Consider the following 17,241-nt stretch of genomic DNA (forward strand, 5'->3'; position numbering starts at 1 on the left):
AGCCGTCCTACGCGCCATCACCCTCTGGCTGCCGCATTTGTCAGACACGCCCTAGTCGAGGTAGTCGCGCACTAGGGCTCGATATGCGGTGTGCGCGAGGGGTATCAACCACGCTCGCGCATGAGCGCTAAAGCCCCGAATATCTTGGACTGACGGATACTCCCTCTCCGAAGGGACAACGCCATGCCGAACACTCACCGCCGGGCGCGCCTCGGTGACACCACCACGGACCCGGCGTCGCCTGCGGCGCTTACCGTCACCTGCCCACTCTGTGACGCGCGACCGGGACAGCCGTGCCTGGACGCTATTCGCGGATGGGTTCGTGAGGCCGGCCCACACCTGACGCGGGTCGCTGCCGCCGTTGATCCCGCCGGCGTGCGTCGGGGTGACGCCCGATGAGCGCCCCGACAGGCCCGCACCCCGCCCTGGTCCACCGCTGCCCGTTCTGTGGCGCCGAGCCTGGCCAGCCGTGCCGCACGCACCGAGGCCGGGGCCGAGAACTCGACTGTCCGCATTCGCGACGCATCGTCGCAGCGACCCCCGAGTTGCAGGCCATCAAGAAACTGGCTGGGTCGCGTGCGGACGCTCTGTGCTGCGAGTGCGGCAACCTGCGCACGGTCAGCACCGACTACCGCCGGGTGAGCGACCCGAATTACAGCTACAACGCCGTTGGCGGCCGAGCCACGAACGGCTGGCGCCACACCCAGACCCTCAAGTGCGATGCCTGCGGCGAGCGGACGCGCCACGCGCTAATCAAGCCAAGCGGCGGCCCAAGCGACCCAGACTGGGACGAGCGCTGCCAACGCTATGTACTCGGCGGCGAGTGGGAGGGCAAGTATCCGCCCGACCGCGAACGACTTCGCGCCGAGTACTTCGCCCAATTCCCCCGCAACCCTGAGTTGCGTCACCGCTACTGGATCAACGAGGCCCAGACGGCGTGGGATGCCGGGCATCGTGCGGTGACCGCGGTATGCGGCGCCACCATGCCCTTGCAACGCGATCCGCGCAGCATTTGCGACCAGGAATCGTCGCCGACCGAGCTGGAACGTCCGGCGGAGATCGACTGGGAGACAGAGTTCGAGGACCCCGAAACGGATATGTGGTGGATCGACATGCAGTGCGTGGACTGCCTACGTGTCGCCAATGAGTGCCGGCAAGCCAACCGTCGGCGTCTGCTGGAGGCGTTATTGGCCTGGTTCGCCCAGCATCCCGAAACAATCTCTGATGCTGACGCCGATGCCCTGATGCTCGTGTTTGGCCCGCTGGCGGCGACACTGCGTGAGGAGAAGTAGAGCGGCGCCTTCTGTGGCCGGTGGAGTTTGGCATTCGTAGAGTACGCGGTTGGGCTTCGCAGTCAATTCCGCCGTAAGCGAGCGGCTCACTGACACGCACCGTACGCGGCGTACTGCAGGCGAACTTTCAGGTAAAGAAGGTTGGCTGTGAGGCCTTGTCGCGAGCGCGCAAATTTCCCGCATAGCCCTAGACTCGTTGATTGCCCAACAGCCGACCAGTGCGGGATGTCATGGAAGTCGGGCAGCACCTGTTCCTTGGGGAGGAACAGTCGACGAAACAGGGGGGCGCGAGCCAAGTGAGTAACTACCCGCCGGCAGTACTTGCTTCTCGGATCCACCAACCGGGGTGCCCATGGGTATGGACAAGCGAATGCACCGAAGGCCTTGCCGCCACCCGGTTCGTTGACGAAGAGGCGGTCGAGATCCTGATTGCGAAGGCCAATCGTGCGCATCGGCTCGGCCTTCCCCCTGTCGAGAACAGCAACCGTGACGACCGTCGACAGGTCACCCACCGCTGCCCGGTGGGTGACCAGGTACTCCGTAGGGAAGACCATGGGTTCAACAAAGAACGTCCGATGCCGTGGACCGGCGAGCTCTACGCGGCTTCGGAAGATGAGCGCACTCTGTTTCGCCTGTACTTCGCTGAGCGCCGCAGCACATGGACTGGGCCAACGACGGACATCATTGGGTGTGGTATCGGAATAAAGCCCGTCGCGGAAGACACGGCCTGGACAAGCGCCGACCAAACATCTGACATCAAGGACGCCATGGACTCGGCGGTCACATACTGTGTCAATACGCAGCGAGTTTGGCGCAGATGGAACACAGCCTGATACCGTTTGCGTTATAAGTCAGGCCAGACCAGGGGGCGTGGTGAAGGCTTTCATCACACAGAGTGCGCGGAGGCCATGATGGGGATCGACCTTTTTCCGGGGATCGACAAGCCGACGTCGAGGGATCGTCTCGGTATGGAGCTGGCGGACGAGCAGCTCGGCATGATTTTTGGATTGCGGCGAGTAAGAGTCGAGCGTGGCCTATCGATTACCGAAGTCGCGGAGGCGATGGGCGTCGATCCGGCGCAGGTCTCTCGGTTCGAAAGTGGCTCCACGAATCCGACAATGACGACCATTAGACGCTATGCCAAAGCTGTCGGCGCCGTGTTTCGCGTTGAAACACGCAGCTGGCAGGACGAGCAAACACTCATGGTCCAGCGTTCTGTTGAGGCATGGCACAGCGCGGACGACACTCAACCAGCTGATGCCTGCGATGCAACGGAATTCCAGGTCCTCACATCGATCGGCGGTCGCTAGTTGACCTCTCCGCAGACGCCTCGCCCAGTCGGCGCCACGCTGCGCTGGTATAGGCGCTCCATAGAGCGACGCTATGACGAGGAAGTCGATGCATGGCGCCATGACCCGCCGGAGACGAGTGGAATTACGGTCCAGATGGGAGCACGGGTCGCCCAGTTGACCCCTCACAAGGACACCGGGGTCACAAGTCCTGCTGTGCGGATTCGGCTTGTCCTTTGTTTGGAGCAAGCAGAAGTGTCTGCCGAACTGGACGGCGGCGTTGAGTTTCCTTTCCCGGCGGGAACTGAGATGACGCGGGAACTGGCAACGCACTTTGTCCGAGACCACGGCCTGGCTTACCTTCTCGGCATGCAGCGCGGCGTCCTAGCCGACATGACGCGTGAAGTTGGCCTGCCGGCAGTGCTCGTGCCATTCCTACTTCCCGACGGGCTGCTTGATGACGTCGAGAGGTTGCTTGTAGTGGATGATGAGCTCGTCCAACAAGACGGGGCCGTGGGTAGCTAAACCGGCCGGGGCTAACCGAACCCCCTATGACCGTAAGCAGCCGCCTGGTGCGAGTCTTGGGCCGGAATCCCCCGGGGAGGGATGTCGGCCATCGGGATCGCGTTCTCGTTGGGCGTTGAGGCCAGCACGTCGGCCATCCCGGGACAGACTCGATGAGTGAGATCCAGTGCTTGCGGCACGGGAGGGGTTCGCTAACCTTCGGGCGGATTGTCCATGATGTCCGGTGCGTTGAGCATTGAGTCGAGCTGTTCTTGCGCCCATGCCAGCGCTCCCAGTGTCCCGCCGAAGACGGTTTCGGCGAGTCCTGTGGTCAAGCCGACGACGGATCGCATCCAGTGGTAGCTGCACTGCGGGCATGCGGCCACCTCCTGCTCGATCTTCTGTTGCGCAACTTGATCGAGGTTCAACGCCGCGATCAGCGTTCGCAAAGCTTGGGTCTCCGCGTACTTCGTCTCCTGGCCGAGATCACCGTGCCGGTCGCAGTTCGTTAGCTCGGTCATCGGGGCTGCACCGAGGCTTGGCCGGCGTTGAGGTGTGCCTGGATCATCTGGCCTGTCCCATCTTCACGAGCTCGATTGTTCGTCACGTTGATGTTGTTCGTGGTGTTGTTCGTCGTCCCCGACGCGCCTGCCTTGCCAGCGGAGGCCAGCGCCTTCTGCTGCAGCGCGGCCTGTTCCGGGGTGAGAGGCCCGTTGGCTTGCTTGGGCTTTCCCCCCTCAGCCATGTTGGGGTTCTCTTCGCCGCCGAGGGCGCCCGCTGTGTTGGGAAGCGCCGGCCGCGCGCCGGCGATGCCGCCGAGGATGCGGCCGATCCACGATGAGCTGGGGTCGCCGAGCGCGGAGCCGTTGAGGGCGAACGTCTCCAGTCCCGCGCCGACAAGGTTGCCCGCGTACTGGCCGACCGCCCCGGCCGCCCGGCCGAGCAGCTGCATGCCAAGATCTGCTGCTGCCGAGGCTGCCCCGCCGCCAGCACCAAAGCTGCCCGCACCGCCCGCGGCGCCTGCGGCCGTGGAGAGCGCGGCGCCAAGGATGCCGCCGTTGAAGCTGATACCGCCCGACGGTGGGAGCGATGCGCCGTACGGTCGGCCGCCGCTAACTGACGACGGGGGCGCGGCCCGACCGCTGGCTGTGAACGCGCCGAGACCGGTACCGAGGCCGCGGGTCGGGGTCGCGCCGAGTACAGGACTCTCGCCGCCACCGCCCCAGAGACCAGACGGGAGGCCTTGTGGGCCGATCCAGCCGCCTGGCGTCGCACCCGTGCCGCTCCCCGCGGCGGGTGCCGCGGGTGTGCGCGAGGCCTGCGGGACGCCGCCGAGTGGGAAGTAGTACTGGTTTTCGAACTGCGGGTCGCGTGCTCCGGCTGCAGGGCCGCCGTAGGCGATCCCGCCGTGCGCACCACCCGCCTCGAAGTTCACGCCGTTCGGCAGCGTCGCAGCCATATGTGAGCTGCGGCCACCACCGCCGTTGTGCACGCCGATATTGAGCGCACCCGGCATGAATCCGCGCTGGAATCCAAGGGCCTGGAAGTCTGATTCGGTGGTGAAGGCACGACCCGAGTTCGCCATGCCGGTGGTCAGCACCTCGTACAGGTCTGAGATGGCACCCGAGCAATCGGCGAGCCCGTTGGCGAGGTCAGATGCGCCGTAGCTGTAGCTGCCGCCGTTGGCGCCTTGGGCGAGGGCAATCATCGCGTCGGCGCTGGTCCCGTAGCCGCCAGGGACGTATCCATAACTGGCGCCTCGGTACCCGCCGGTCTGCGGCATGAACTGTCGGCCGAACATCCCAGAAGAGGCGGCCATGCCGAACAGGCCCGAACCGGCCTGTCCTGGGGCGAAGCCGTTGGCGGCCTGGACCGCGCCGAGTGCGCCCATCGCGGGGGCGATCGCGAGGTTCATCAGGAACTTCGTGATGTTCTCGGCGATGCCGGGTAGGCCCTCGGATACGCCGAAGTCCTGATCGATAGACGCGAAGAAGCTGGTGAGGTCGCTGCTGGTCTTGCTGAGCCGCGCCGACTGCCCCTCGTAGGCCTTCACCTGAGCATCCTGGAGCTTGCGTGTCGCCTCCAGCTCGTCCTGCCTGGCCTTGGCGACGTCGTTCTCGGCCTTCTGGATGTCCTCGTCAGTCGCCACATTCGACTGTTCGAGCTGGTTTAGCCGTGCCTCTTTCTCGGCCAGCGTGTGCTTGATCTCGTCGAGACGTGTGGTGGCCGAGGCGATTTGGTCCGGCATGCCCGCGGTGTTGGTGTACTGAATCGGCAATACCGGTGCCGGCGGGAGTGATTCGCGGCCGCCGCCACCGCCAGACTCCTCCAGCGCTTCCTTCTGCGTCTCGGTGAGCATCGGGGTCCGGTTGCCCGGCGCCGGCGGGGGCGGCACCCCCGGGGCACCGGGCGCGCCGGGGGTGCCGGGAGGTTTCAGGCCGAAGATGTCCTCCAGGGGGCTGCGTGCCGGCCCGCCGGGCGGGCGGCCACCCCATCCAGGCTCACGCCCTCCTGTCGGCGCCGAGGGCGCCGGCGCTGACGGCGTGTAGCCGGGGATGAGCAGGTTGGTTGGATCGGATGCGTCAGGCGTGAAGGGGTTCGCGTTCCTGGGGACGGTGCTCGTAATCGGCAGGCCTGTGTCGTCGACTGGCGGCGGCGGCTGCTGGAACGGCAGGTTGAGGAACCCCGGCAGCGTGCCGTTGAGGAACCGCGCGATGTCGGTGTCCGCCAGCCATTCCTTGAAGCGCGTGAACGTCTGGTCGATGTTGCGGCTCAGCACATCCCACTGATCGGTGTGCTCGGACAGCTGGGTGGTCATGCTGTCGATCGCGCCCTCGGTGCTGCCGAACTCGGTGCGCGCCTTGGACAGGTCCATGTTGTTGATGGCGTCGCCCATGTCTTCCCACTGGGTGCCAAACAGCGACTGCCACACCAACGCTTGCTCGACCGGATCGCTCAAGCTCTGGACCGCTCGCAGCGTCACGTCGAACGCCTGCCGCGCTGAATCCCCTCCCTTGAGGAACCGGGCGGCCATGTCGTCGGCGCTCAACCCCAGCGCGGCGAACCCTTCGGCGGTCAGTTTCGACCCGTCGACGGCGCGAATGCTGAACTCCTTCAGCGAGTCCGCGACCTTGTCGCTGTCGCGCGCGCCGCCCTCAAGGCCCTGTCGGATCAGGCCGATCGCATCCCCGCCATCAAGACCCAGCTTGCGGAACTGCGTTGTGTACTCAGTGATCGTGTCGAGCCAGTCACCCGCGATGTCAAGGCCGTCCTGGAAGCCGGACGCGATAATGTCGGCCGCCTGCTGCCCATCGGTGGCGAACCCGCCGCGGATGAGTTGGCCGGTGGCGCGCGCTGCCTCCTGGACATCGACGCCCATCACCGTCGCGAGGGTCTGCATGTGCGCGATGGTCTGCTGGATCTCCTCGTCGGATGCGCTCGCGTTGATCACGCCGCCCTGGACCGCGAATTGCGCGGCGCGCAGGTTGTCCTCGACGCTGGCGCCCCACATGTCGGCGTAGGCACTGCCCGCCGCCTGGCCGTAGCGGGCCATCGTCGCTTCGTCGAGACCGAGGCGGGCCTGGAACACGTCTTTCATCTGCAGGGATTCCAGGCCTTGTGAGACCCCCTGGGCGAGAAGCGCACCGGCACTTACACCCGCGGCCACCCAGCCCACACCGGGAACGGCGAACCCGGCGAGGCGAGACAGCGCACCAGCGCCGGCGAACCCGCTCGCCAGACCGCCTGCGAACTCCTCACCGAGACCAGCGGCCTGACCCAGACTGCCGCGGATACCGCCGAGGAACGAGCGGCCGCCTTCTTCGCCGGCCTGTTGCGCGGCCTGCTCGTACTCCTGATACGCCCGCGTCGCCCGTTCGATCGCCTCGATCTCAGACAGCCGCGCACGTTCGACACGGCGCGCCATACCCTCGATGTTCGCCGACCCCCGCTCGCGCGCCGCTTCCAGCTTCCGCTCGGCCGCCGCGACCTTCTCGCCGGCATCCTGCATCGACAGGTACGCCTTGCGTGCCTTGGTCTCCAACTCGTCGAACCCGCGCCCGGCCGCCTGCGTGCCCTCGGTGAGCTGCTGACGCATCACACGCGAGATGTCACGCGCACCCTCCTCATACACACGCTGAGCGCGGCTCATCGTGGCAGCGGCGGCACGCTCATCAAGATCGGGCTCAATGAGAAGAATCAGCGGATCCACGCGCGCTCACCACCTTTCGTTGGCCCAGGGGCGGCGCAGAACACCGCCCCTGGTGAATGACTACGAAGCCGACACAATGTCGAGCATTCGGAAGGCGTCATCGTTGATCGAATCGGAGCCGACCCGGTACCAGGCGTACCAACCACGCTGGCCGGTAGGACGCCGGTTTGCTCCGAACAAGTGCGGGATGAGCTCCACGGTCATGCCGAGCCTTCGCGCGACCACGAAGTTCGAGAAGTCGCCGAAGATTGCGGCGTAGTTGTGACCCGCACCCGCAGTGGTGATCGTCCCGTCCATCGCCTCGGCCTCCAGCACACGGCGGCCGAGCAGCGCTTGGGCGCGATCCTCTCCGAGGGTGCTCCACAACCCCGCGCCGCCATTGGTGTCGAACTGCCGGACACGGTTGTAGATCAGGTTGTTCGCCAGCCAGGACGCGTTGCGGCGATGCCGCGCCGGCAGCGCACCCTGCAGCGCGTACACATCAGCCAGGGCGAACGTGTCGTCGGTCGCCGCATTCACGACACTCGACGTGCCCGAGAGTGCGGTAACGATGCCCGTGGGCTGCCCGGAACCCGAACCGGTGATCAGCGCCGTCCCTTCGAGATCGCGCTGACCTTCGGCGAACAACTTGCCGACCTCTTCAGTCACGTTGGCCATGTCCTGAATGCCTTCGATCGAGATCGGAACGAACCCGGCGGCCTTGTAAACGGGAATGCTGGGTTGACCAAAGGTCGGCGAGTCGTCGGACACCTCGGCCGCTTCTGCGTCCCACGACCACTGCACTGCCGCCGCGGAGACGCCGTGCCATACATCGCCGGTGGCGACAACCTGACGGGCCGCTTCCGTGATCTCGCTGTACACCCCGGAACTCGTCACGATGACTGTCGGGTCGAGCTGGAACGGCACCAGGAAACCCCCAGCGCTGTCCGTGAGTGACATGGCGCGGAACTGCTCGGCCTCTCGCATTGCCTGCTGCTCGTCGGGCGACAGCATCGGGTTCTGCGGGTTCTTCGCAGTCTTCGACCACGCACGCAGATACGCGGGATCGGACGTCACCAGGCAATGGCGCGCGATCTTGGAGTCGACCGTGTCGTGGCGCTCCAGGATCTCGGTGGCCGCTGCACGCACCGCGTCACTGGCACCCGGCATGTACTCGATCGCCGACAGCGCCCGGGCTCGCAGTTCGGAGGCGACCTCTTCAGAGTCTCGGCCGAAGGTTTCCACGCCCCTGAGGTCCCAGGGGTTCCGGCCACGGAACCTGCCGTTCGCATCGCGCGCGTCCCGCAGGGGGTCGCGGTCGTAGTCGCCGGCGCTGCCGCGCTCACGCCGAAGCCCGCTGCCCGCGCCAGACGCCAACTGGCTGGCACGGTCCAAACGGTCGCAATGCTCTGAGAGCTCAACGAACTCCGCGTTCAGGTCATCGAACCGCTGCTCATCTGAGGCGGAAAGCCGCTCCTGCCTGGCGAGCTGGGATGTATCGGCGTGAATCTGACGCATGCGTGCACATGCCTGGTCGTAGGTGAGGTTACGAATGGTCATAGGAATCCCTCGAATTCGAGTTGGGAATGTGGTGGGGTTACCGGAGGCACCCACGGCTGCGTCCGTAGGAGGAGACGCAGCCGTGGGAAGCCACGGATTACTCACTTCAGGAGAACGGAATTCGTCGGGTGCTTGGCGGCCAGTTCGATACGGTGCCTCGCTGCGCAACGTTGCTGGATGGGTAACTACCCGGATTGCGGCGGCTGGTGCCTTGCTGCGCGTCTTAGACGGGCGCTTGGCTACGAGCTCTGCCCTCGTGTCGGGGTAGCGGTTACATCCTGCATACGCAGAATACCACCAGCGCACGACATTTCGACGAAACTAATCGCCGTTTAGCCATGCAATCAGATCCTCCTCCGTCGCGCGCCCCTCCGCGGTCAGCGGGTCCGCGCTGTAGAAGTTCGACAGTTGACAGGACAGCTGCGCGACCAAAGCCAGAAGCTGCTGACGATTCAAGTCATGAGTCCACAACTGCACAGCCGCAACGAAATCCTCAGCTGTGGTGTAGTTCCGTGCTGCGCGGGTCATTCCCTTCGCCGCCTCGTCGACGGCCACATGCTGCCTTTCATCCATGGTCAGAAGGCCCTCTCACGAAGGGGGGCTATTGCAGGGTGACGCTGACGAGTCCTTGCACAGGTCGTATGTGTGTCTCCGCAGGTCAGCGGCGAATCTGTTGCTAACTGTGCAACACACTTCAGGGGAGGGAGGTGAAAGATCATTGGCGGTCCCACCTGGGGTTTTGCAGTTTGCGACGCTGACCCACCCCCCGGTGGTGTGCCAGTCATGCTGACCGCCTTGGTTGACCACGCACCGCTGTCCTGTTCACGGTGCCGGCGACGACGCCGGGTGGACGCTTGGACTTGGGCAGCGACTCCAGCCAGGTGCGGCAGCGAACCAGTGACGGGCACAGTGAGCACAAGCGCAGCGCCGTCTCCTCGGCGTGCCGTGCTTCTGCGGTGTCGATGTCCGGCTCGGGCAGGTCGAACAAGCGGTGCCGGCCACGGCATCGGGCACCAGGAAGACTTGGAGCGAGGCCGACAGCATCGAACAGACTCGCGGCGCTCACTGGTACACCACTTCCAGTGTGATCGTGTAGGTCTGCGAGCTCATGCCAGCCTCACCGTCCGCACGTGGATCTCCTGGGTCTCGGGGGTGGTGGTGACCTCGAAGACGCCCGGGCATTGTTCGTCGGGGTCGTGCCGCAGCGAGCCCCGCCACGAGCGCGGTTGCTCGGCACTGGGATCGGGATGCCACACATGGACGGTGTAGACGCCGGGCTCGATCTCGCGGGTGGTCTGCACCTGACGGCCGTCGGAATACGTGCGGGGGTCGCCCAGTTTCTCAGCCATCGCTCGGATCTCGCAGGCTGCATCCGTGATGGCATCGAGTTCGATGTCGTGGTCGTCGTCGCAGCATGAGCCTGCGATCGCGTCGGTTGTCCACTCGGCGCGCTGCCAGAGGATCGCGGCGGCGTACTTCAGTTGGTCGCTTGGGGTCGTGGCCATCAGTTGGTCTCCTCGTCATGGGCGGGTTGTGGTTCGGGCGTGTTGTGGTCGTCGAGGTGGTCGCGGTCGGCCTGCTCGACGTGAGGTCGGGTCATGCGGCGATCTCCGAGCAATCAGGCTTATGCCCTTGTAGCTCGACATGACAGCCACACTCGGAGCACCGGCCGGGGCCGGTGACAATCGGCGGTTTCGGCGCCGATGGACCAGTGCCAGATTTAGCGGGGGGTGCGCGTAGTGCCTCCCCGTTCTGCCCCTCTCTTTCATGGGGTCTAGGGGTAGGTACCGCTAAATCTGGCACTGATTTGGGGTCGAGGGCGGTTGGCTCGATACCGTCCGCGAGCCGGTAATACCACCGCGTGACATCCTTGCCGCCCCACACAGTCTCTTGCTCGTCGCAGTCGAGCACCTCCAACATGTGCAGTGCCTGCAACTGCCGATCCACCGTCGCCCGCGGCTTCCCAAGGCGCTTGCGGATCTCGGCGGTCGATGACTCCGGATGCTTGGCGACGTCGTCGATGATCGCCAGCCGCAACGGCGGCATTGAGTCGCGCGCGCAGCGGATCGCTAACCGAAGCGCGCGGTTTCTATCGACGCCGATAGAAACTGCTCCGCGAACCACCTGCGCCAGTTGCTTTGCGAATCGCGTCGGCATCTCGGGTGCGTGTGCGTCGATGACGTCGCCGCGGTAGTCGTACTCAACTCCAGTGCGCGCCAGGGTGACCAGATCCGCAGCAGCGAGAAGAACGTTCGTCTCGACCTCGGTCAACACAGTCGCTGTGGTGTTCATACCGGCGAGCACCCCGGCCGCGGCCGCAGCCAATTCCCGGCGCATCAGCTCCTCGAAGCCCGTATTGCCGATCGCCTTCCGGCCTGCGGCTTGGCGGCCGGTGGTGGAGTCCATGCGCACAAGCACGAAGCGATCGCCCATCGACGCGATGGCTGCGTGCGCTTTGTCCCATGCAGTGGTGACTGCGCCGACGACCGCGATACGACCGACCCACTCCAGGGTGAGCCCGCCGTCTGTGCCGACGTTGCGGCTCCATCTGCCGTCGTAGACCTCACGGAATGCTCCGAGCACTTCAGCGCGTGCATCGCCGGACATGGACAGGATGCTGGTGACATCCTTGACGACCAGGACGCCGCGAGGCTCGAGTTTTCGTAGTAGCCCGCCGGTCGCCTCCTTGGAGCGTTCCTTTTTCGCTGTCGCCGACAGCAGGGCGCCACACGACGAGATTGTGCTGGTGATGATCGCGCCGGCCCCGTCGAGTGCTTGCACCGTCTCGGTCTTGGCGTTGCCGCTACCGGAGATGAGCAGCAACCACAGCGGGTCACCGTCGAGGCGTTCCACGGCCACAGTCGCGAGCACCGCGTCGAGTGCGTCGGTATCGTAGTCCTTCCCGAGCCAGCGACGGAACACCGCATGCGCCTCGTCGAGGGTCATCGGCGTGACCGGGGGTGTTGCTTCAAGTGCTCCACCCGCGGTGGGGGTCGCATTTGAAATCGCACCCTGTGAGATCGCCGGTGGTGGTGAGGGCTTGACCAACTGCCACAGTTGCTCAACAGAGTGCTCGATCAGGTAGTCGTCGAGGCCGGTTTTGTTGTCGGTGTCGGGCAGATGCAGGTACTCGATGTGTGCGCCCTTGCTGCGCAGGTAGTCGGCCAGCGCCGAGAGTGCCTGCCGCACGGACTCTTTGCGCGCCACGTCGCCGTCGAACGCCAGGATCACGCGGCGGTCGTTGAGGGCGATGTCATGCCAGTCGCCGACGGCGGTCTTTCCGCCTGCTTCATTCTTCCCACGCCAGGACCACACACCCGGCAGTGCCACACAGCACAACCCATGTTCGGCGGCGCAGTCGGCCTTCTTTACGCCCTCGGTGATGAGTAGCGGTACCGCAGGGTCGCCGACCCTGTCGCCGACGCCGGGAGGTATGTCGATCCCGTTGTGTTGGCCGACGGGGGTTTCGTACTTGATCTCGCGGCCGTCTTTGTTGGTGCGTGGCACGTCGGGCCGGTACTGATAACCCCACGTCGACCTGTCCGCGCGCAGCTGCGGCACCAGCAGGCCGGGCACACGCCGACCTGCCTGGGCGATACCGACATCGATCAGGCGGCCCTTGTCGTTGACTGTCTCGTACCCGCGCGCTTTAGCTCGATCGTCCGAGATGCCTGACGCAGCAAGCATTTTGCGGTGGTGCGCGGCGATCACCCGCCCACCGCCTTAGAGCGGCACACGGGGCCCATGTGCGCAGCCACAGACGCCGCAGCGACTACCCACTGCCCGCACCGGGTGCACCGCACCGCGATGGAGAAGCCGCGCGCCTTGGCCGCTTCAATAACCTGGGCATCGAGACGATCCTCGGGCGTTGGTGCGGCGTACCCATCCTCCCTCCGGGAGAGGCTAGAATTTGTCACGTTGGTGGTTACGTGGGAGCCGGTCTCTGTGGCGGGGGCCGGCCTTCTGCTTTCTGGCATTAGGCCGCACCACCGTCCAGTTCGGCGATGCGCTCGGCAACGGCAGATCGACGCCGTCGGGCCTGAGCGGATTTCAGGGCGAGCCGCTTGAAGTACGCCTTCCGGGCGTGTTCTGCCCGTTTCGCCCGTTCGGCGGGCGGCAGCGTGCCGTCGGGATCGACCTGCTTCTCGAACTTGTCGAGTAGCGCCCTGCGCGCGTTGGCGGTTCGTGCAGCGCGGTTTTCTGTCTGCGCCCACGATTCGTGGGCTGCGATCTGAGAGCGGATCGACCGCTCGGTCGGAGAGAGTGGCATTCTGACCTCTGGCATCGCGAGGTGAGCAATCCTTGTTCAGGACCGCTCTGAATGCCGCCACCGCAGTCGGTGTGCGCCCCCGGTACTTAACCGCCGCCCGGGGCCGGGGTCAGCTATTTTGCCTGACGAAACGAACGTAGCACAGCGCGCCAGATTTCCTCATCAATCGCGCGTTGGGCATGTTCGCGTTGCTCGGTGGGAAGCTCCCGCAGCTGAGCGATGCGCAGGCCATGTTGTGACACAACGTGTTTGATGTCGTCAACGTTAACCACGTGCTCGCCTTTAGCTCTGAGCACGTCGAACACGGCGGTGAGAATTGGCATCGGAATGTCGGCGCGCTCGCTCAGCCGCACACCGCCACCCTTGGACTCAGCTACTGCGCTTGTTTCACGTCGCATATCCCGCATGAGCTCGTCGAGCATCCGGCCCGCCATCGCCCCCATTTTCGTGTTGGCAGAATCTGGCCCGGTAGCAGCGGGGTCAGTGATCGCGCGCGCGGCGCGGTGAAAGTCGGGCTTCATCGACGGTGCAGACACCACCCTCCACGGACCGCCGATTTCGGACTGACAGAAGGTCTCCAACTTCCGCCAGCCGTGGCGCGACGTCGGCGCCACGACGAGCACGTGGTAATCGTCCTGGCTCACAACTCTCCCAGATTCAATCCGCGTGCCTCGGCGGCGGCGCGCTCGGCGGCCGTGGATCTGGTGTAGCGGTCGATCATGTCGCGCGTCGACCAGCCCGCGACGGCCATCAGGCCGCCTTCGGACCCGCCGGCGGCCAGCCACCGGGACGCCGCGGTATGTCTGAGCAAGTGGGGGTGGAAGTTCTTCAACCCGGCCAGCTCGGCGCGCCACTTCAGCGTCTTGTGCAACCCGTAGTACTCGAGTCCCTTACCTCGATCGCCGAGCCACAGCGCCGAGGTATCGGCGAGCAGGTGCGCGCGCCGCATACGCAGGTAGCGGTCGATCGCCACCCCGGTCTGCGGGCCGAACGGCGCGATCCGTCCCTTGCCGCCCTTGCCGCGCCGCACAGTCACCAGGCCGCGGGTCACGTCGACATCATCGAGGGTCAGGCCGCACACTTCGCCGGCCCGCATCCCGGTTTCGGCCATCAGTCGCACGATCGCCTCATCGCGGCGGTCGCGGAACTCCTTCCCGCCGCAGGCTTTGATGAGCTTGCGCAACTCGTCTTCGGACAACGACTCGGTGACCTTGCTGTCGAGCTTCGGTGCCTTGAGTCCGAGTAGCGGATCCTCGTCGATCTCGCCCTCTTCTTCGAGCCACGCCGAAAAGCGGCGCATCGCCAGCTGACGTGAGCGCGCGGTCGACGGCTCGGCTCCGGCGTCGAGCAGATCAGCGACGAACGCCTTCATCAGGTCGCGGTCCAGGGCAGGGGAGTGGTTGTGCTCGTCGCACCAGCGCAGGAACGTCCGAACGCCGTCGCCGTAGACCTTGATCGTGGCCGCAGACTTGCGCTCGGCGCGCAACGACAGCTCCCACGACGGCAGCAGCGCTGCCAGATCCAGGGGTATCGGTTTGCGACTCGCCATACCGATATCTTGACTAGCAGCGCTGTGCTTGTCTACTATTTCTGAACTGACCCGCAAATCCGCTGGTCAGGACACTAGATCGGAGTGTCGCTCAGTCCAGGTAGTCGCGCAGCACCTGAGAACGGCTGGGGTGGCGCAACTTCGACATCGTCTTGCTCTCGATCTGGCGGATGCGCTCGCGCGTCACCCCGTAGACCTGGCCGATCTCGTCGAGGGTGCGCGGCTGGCCGTCGGTGAGGCCGAACCGCAGCCGGACCACGCCGGCCTCGCGCTCGGACAGTGTCTCCAGCACCGACTGCAGCTGGTCCTGCAGCAGGGTGAACGACACCGCGTCGACGGCCACGACCGCCTCGGAGTCCTCGATGAAATCGCCGAGCTGCGAATCGCCCTCGTCGCCGATGGTCTGGTCCAGCGAGATCGGCTCACGCGCGTACTGCTGGATCTCCAGCACCTTCTCCGGCGTGATGTCCATCTCCTTGGCCAGCTCTTCGGGAGTGGGCTCGCGGCCCAGGTCCTGAAGCAGCTCGCGCTGGATGCGGCCGAGCTTGTTGATGACCTCGACCATGTGCACCGGGATGCGGATGGTGCGGGCCTGGTCGGCCATCGCGCGGGTGATGGCCTGTCGGATCCACCAGGTGGCATAGGTGGAGAACTTGTAGCCCTTGGTGTAGTCGAACTTCTCGACCGCGCGGATCAGGCCCAGGTTGCCCTCCTGGATCAGATCCAGGAACGCCATGCCGCGGCCGGTGTAGCGCTTGGCCAGCGACACCACCAGGCGCAGGTTCGCCTCCAGCAGATGGTTTTTCGCGCGGTCGCCGTCGCGGCAGATCCACATGTAGTCGCGGCGCTGGGCGGTGGTGAGCTTCTCGCCGCGCTCGGCCATCTCGGCCATCAGCTGCGTGCAGTACAGGCCGGCTTCGATGCGCTTGGCGAGCTCGACCTCTTCCTCGGCGTTGAGCAGCGCGACCTTGCCGATCTGCTTGAGGTAGGCGCGCACCGAGTCCGCCGAGGCGGTGAGCTCGGCGTCCTTGCGGGCCTGCCGCAGCGCCTCGGACTCCTCTTCGTCCCAGACGAAGTCGCCGGAGGCCTTGTCCTTCTCGGACGGCTCGGGAAGCGAGTCGTCCTCGTCGGTCGCCTTGGCGGCCTTGGCGACCTTCGGTGCCGCCTCGCCCTCGGTGGTCTCGTCGTCGGCGTCGTCGGACTCCTCGGCGGCGTCCTCCTCGACCTCGATGTCGTCGAGTTCCAGGTCGCCGTCGTCGACCAGGTCGCCGGGGTCGATGTCCTCGGTGGCCTCGACGTCCTCGGTGGCGAGATCGTCGTCGGCGGCACCGGGCTCGGCGGAGGTCGCCTTCTTGGCGCGAGGCTTGGTGGCCTTGGTAGGCGCACCCTTGGCGGCCTTCTTCGCAGGCGCCTTCTTGGCGGCTGCCTTCTTGACGGGGGCTTTGGCGGCGGTGCGCTTCACCGGCTCGTCGGTTGCCGGGCTTGCCTTGGTCGCTGCCACGTACACCCTTTCGGTCGTGCGGGTCTCGGCGCGCACGCATGCGCCACCGAAGGTTTCGGCTATGTCGATTGTCGGCGTCGATCTCAAAGCGTCATGTCGGGGTCGGCTGAATCTCCCCGTCGCTGTTTGGTCGTTGGCCGCCGTCGACCATTGTAACGACAGTCTGGGTTGCGGCTGACCACAGCGGTAAATTTGGCCGCTGGGCGAGCACGCCTGAACGGCTACTTACCGGTTGCTGTGACGTCGAACTCCGCCGCCATCGCCGCACCGACGATGCCCGCGGTGTTCTGCAGCGTGGCCGCGACGACGGGCACCCGGTTCTGCAGCAGCGGAATCCATTTGTCGGCCTTGCGGCTGATACCGCCACCGGCGATGAACAGGTCCGGCCAGATCGCGTTCTCGATGGCGACCAGCACTTTTGTGACCTCACGGGTCCACCGCTCGTACGTCCACTCCTTGCGTTCCTTCACCGAGCTCGCGGCGCGATGCTCGGCTTCCTTACCGTCGACCTCCAGGTGACCGAACTCGGTGTTGGGCAACAGCACCCCGTTGTGGATCACCGCCGAACCGATCCCGGTGCCGAAGGTCAGCAACACGATCACGCCGGTGTTGTCGCGTCCGGCACCGAATTTCTCTTCGGCGAGTCCCGCCGCGTCGGCGTCGTTGAGCACGGTGACCGGCTGGCCGCCGAGCTCGGCGGAGATGACGTCCCTGGCGCTGCGCCCGATCCAGGCCTTGTCGACGTTCGCGGCGGTGCGCACGATCCCGTCGGAGACCACCCCGGGGTAGGTGACCCCGAGCGGGCCGGTCCAGCCGAAGTGCCTGACGACCTCGGCGATGGTCTTCGCGACGGCCTCCGGTGTGGCCGGCTGCGGGGTCAGCAGTTTGAACCGCTCGCCGATCAGCGCCCCGGTGTCGAGGTCGACGATCCCGCCCTTGACGCCGCTGCCACCGACGTCGACCCCGAATCCTCGGCGGTGACCGGTGGACCCTGGTTGCGTGGCCGCAGCTGCGGTCGATGACTCGTCGGCGGTCATACGGGCTCCTCTGCGCAGGTGGGCGATGAACGCGATGCCAACCCTATCGG

16 protein-coding genes and 1 pseudogene are annotated in these 17,241 nt (G+C 65.6%); 5 read left to right on the plus strand and 12 right to left on the minus strand.

Going from position 1 to position 17,241, the window contains the following annotated elements; genetic code table 11:
* Positions 1-183: 183 nt before the first annotated feature.
* From BST38_RS29915 to BST38_RS25430, 3 genes and pseudogenes are all read left to right on the plus strand, one after another.
* A complete protein-coding gene (locus BST38_RS29915; RefSeq protein WP_420872536.1) occupies positions 184-399 on the plus strand; it encodes a zinc finger domain-containing protein in 216 nt (71 codons plus the stop codon).
* A pseudogene (locus BST38_RS29920) lies at positions 396-530 on the plus strand (zinc finger domain-containing protein); the annotation flags it as partial. The gene BST38_RS29915 and the pseudogene BST38_RS29920, both read left to right, overlap by 4 nt.
* 15 nt (positions 531-545) lie before the next feature.
* The gene (locus tag BST38_RS25430; RefSeq protein ID WP_083146279.1) at positions 546-1,292 is read left to right on the plus strand and encodes a hypothetical protein; all 747 of its coding nucleotides are present in this window, start codon (positions 546-548) and stop codon (positions 1,290-1,292) included.
* Between the two features lie 86 nt (positions 1,293-1,378).
* Here BST38_RS25430 and BST38_RS29280 read toward each other — a convergent pair whose 3' ends face one another.
* Positions 1,379-1,846 carry a hypothetical protein gene (locus BST38_RS29280; protein WP_133057265.1) on the minus strand — a complete coding sequence of 156 codons (468 nt, stop codon included), beginning with the start codon at positions 1,844-1,846 and terminating at the stop codon, positions 1,379-1,381.
* Positions 1,847-2,203: 357 nt separating this feature from the next.
* On the opposite strand from BST38_RS29280, the gene BST38_RS25435 reads away from it, so the two are divergent.
* Positions 2,204-2,602: a type II toxin-antitoxin system RelB family anti-toxin gene (locus tag BST38_RS25435; RefSeq protein WP_165761658.1), complete on the plus strand. Its 399-nt coding sequence runs from the start codon at positions 2,204-2,206 to the stop codon at positions 2,600-2,602.
* 234 nt (positions 2,603-2,836) lie between these two features.
* On the plus strand, positions 2,837-3,106 hold the full coding sequence (locus BST38_RS25440; protein WP_083146281.1) for a hypothetical protein: 270 nt from the start codon (positions 2,837-2,839) through the stop codon (positions 3,104-3,106).
* Positions 3,107-3,297: 191 nt separating this feature from the next.
* Here BST38_RS25440 and BST38_RS25445 read toward each other — a convergent pair whose 3' ends face one another.
* From BST38_RS25445 to ppgK, 11 genes are all read right to left on the minus strand, one after another.
* Positions 3,298-3,606, minus strand: a complete 309-nt coding sequence (locus tag BST38_RS25445) for a hypothetical protein (protein WP_083146282.1) — start codon at positions 3,604-3,606, stop codon at positions 3,298-3,300.
* Positions 3,603-7,295, minus strand: a complete 3,693-nt coding sequence (locus BST38_RS25450; protein ID WP_113971644.1) for a phage tail tape measure protein — start codon at positions 7,293-7,295, stop codon at positions 3,603-3,605. Before BST38_RS25450 ends, BST38_RS25445 begins: the two co-directional genes overlap by 4 nt.
* 60 nt (positions 7,296-7,355) lie before the next feature.
* Positions 7,356-8,834: a phage major capsid protein gene (locus BST38_RS25455; protein WP_083146284.1), complete on the minus strand. Its 1,479-nt coding sequence runs from the start codon at positions 8,832-8,834 to the stop codon at positions 7,356-7,358.
* Between the two features lie 321 nt (positions 8,835-9,155).
* Complete coding sequence (locus tag BST38_RS25460) at positions 9,156-9,389, minus strand: hypothetical protein (protein ID WP_133057266.1); 234 nt, start codon at positions 9,387-9,389, stop codon at positions 9,156-9,158.
* 551 nt (positions 9,390-9,940) lie between these two features.
* Positions 9,941-10,339, minus strand: coding sequence for a hypothetical protein (locus BST38_RS25470; protein WP_083146287.1), 399 nt, complete (start codon positions 10,337-10,339; stop codon positions 9,941-9,943).
* Positions 10,340-10,430: 91 nt separating this feature from the next.
* Positions 10,431-12,545, minus strand: coding sequence for a DUF3854 domain-containing protein (locus tag BST38_RS25475; RefSeq protein ID WP_083146288.1), 2,115 nt, complete (start codon positions 12,543-12,545; stop codon positions 10,431-10,433).
* A 265-nt stretch (positions 12,546-12,810) separates the two neighbouring features.
* A complete protein-coding gene (locus tag BST38_RS25480; protein ID WP_237160914.1) occupies positions 12,811-13,119 on the minus strand; it encodes a hypothetical protein in 309 nt (102 codons plus the stop codon).
* Positions 13,120-13,217: 98 nt separating this feature from the next.
* Positions 13,218-13,748 (minus strand): hypothetical protein, encoded by a 531-nt coding sequence (locus BST38_RS25485; protein ID WP_083146289.1) that lies wholly within the window; start codon positions 13,746-13,748, stop codon positions 13,218-13,220.
* The gene (locus tag BST38_RS25490; protein ID WP_083146290.1) at positions 13,745-14,653 is read right to left on the minus strand and encodes a tyrosine-type recombinase/integrase; all 909 of its coding nucleotides are present in this window, start codon (positions 14,651-14,653) and stop codon (positions 13,745-13,747) included. Before BST38_RS25490 ends, BST38_RS25485 begins: the two co-directional genes overlap by 4 nt.
* 91 nt (positions 14,654-14,744) lie before the next feature.
* Complete coding sequence (locus BST38_RS25495) at positions 14,745-16,154, minus strand: RNA polymerase sigma factor (protein ID WP_237160915.1); 1,410 nt, start codon at positions 16,152-16,154, stop codon at positions 14,745-14,747.
* Between the two features lie 221 nt (positions 16,155-16,375).
* Positions 16,376-17,191, minus strand: coding sequence for a polyphosphate--glucose phosphotransferase (ppgK, locus tag BST38_RS25500; RefSeq protein ID WP_083146292.1), 816 nt, complete (start codon positions 17,189-17,191; stop codon positions 16,376-16,378).
* Positions 17,192-17,241 lie beyond the last annotated feature (50 nt).

The organism is Mycolicibacterium parafortuitum (genome assembly GCF_002086815.1).
Lineage (GTDB): Bacteria > Actinomycetota > Actinomycetes > Mycobacteriales > Mycobacteriaceae > Mycobacterium > Mycobacterium parafortuitum.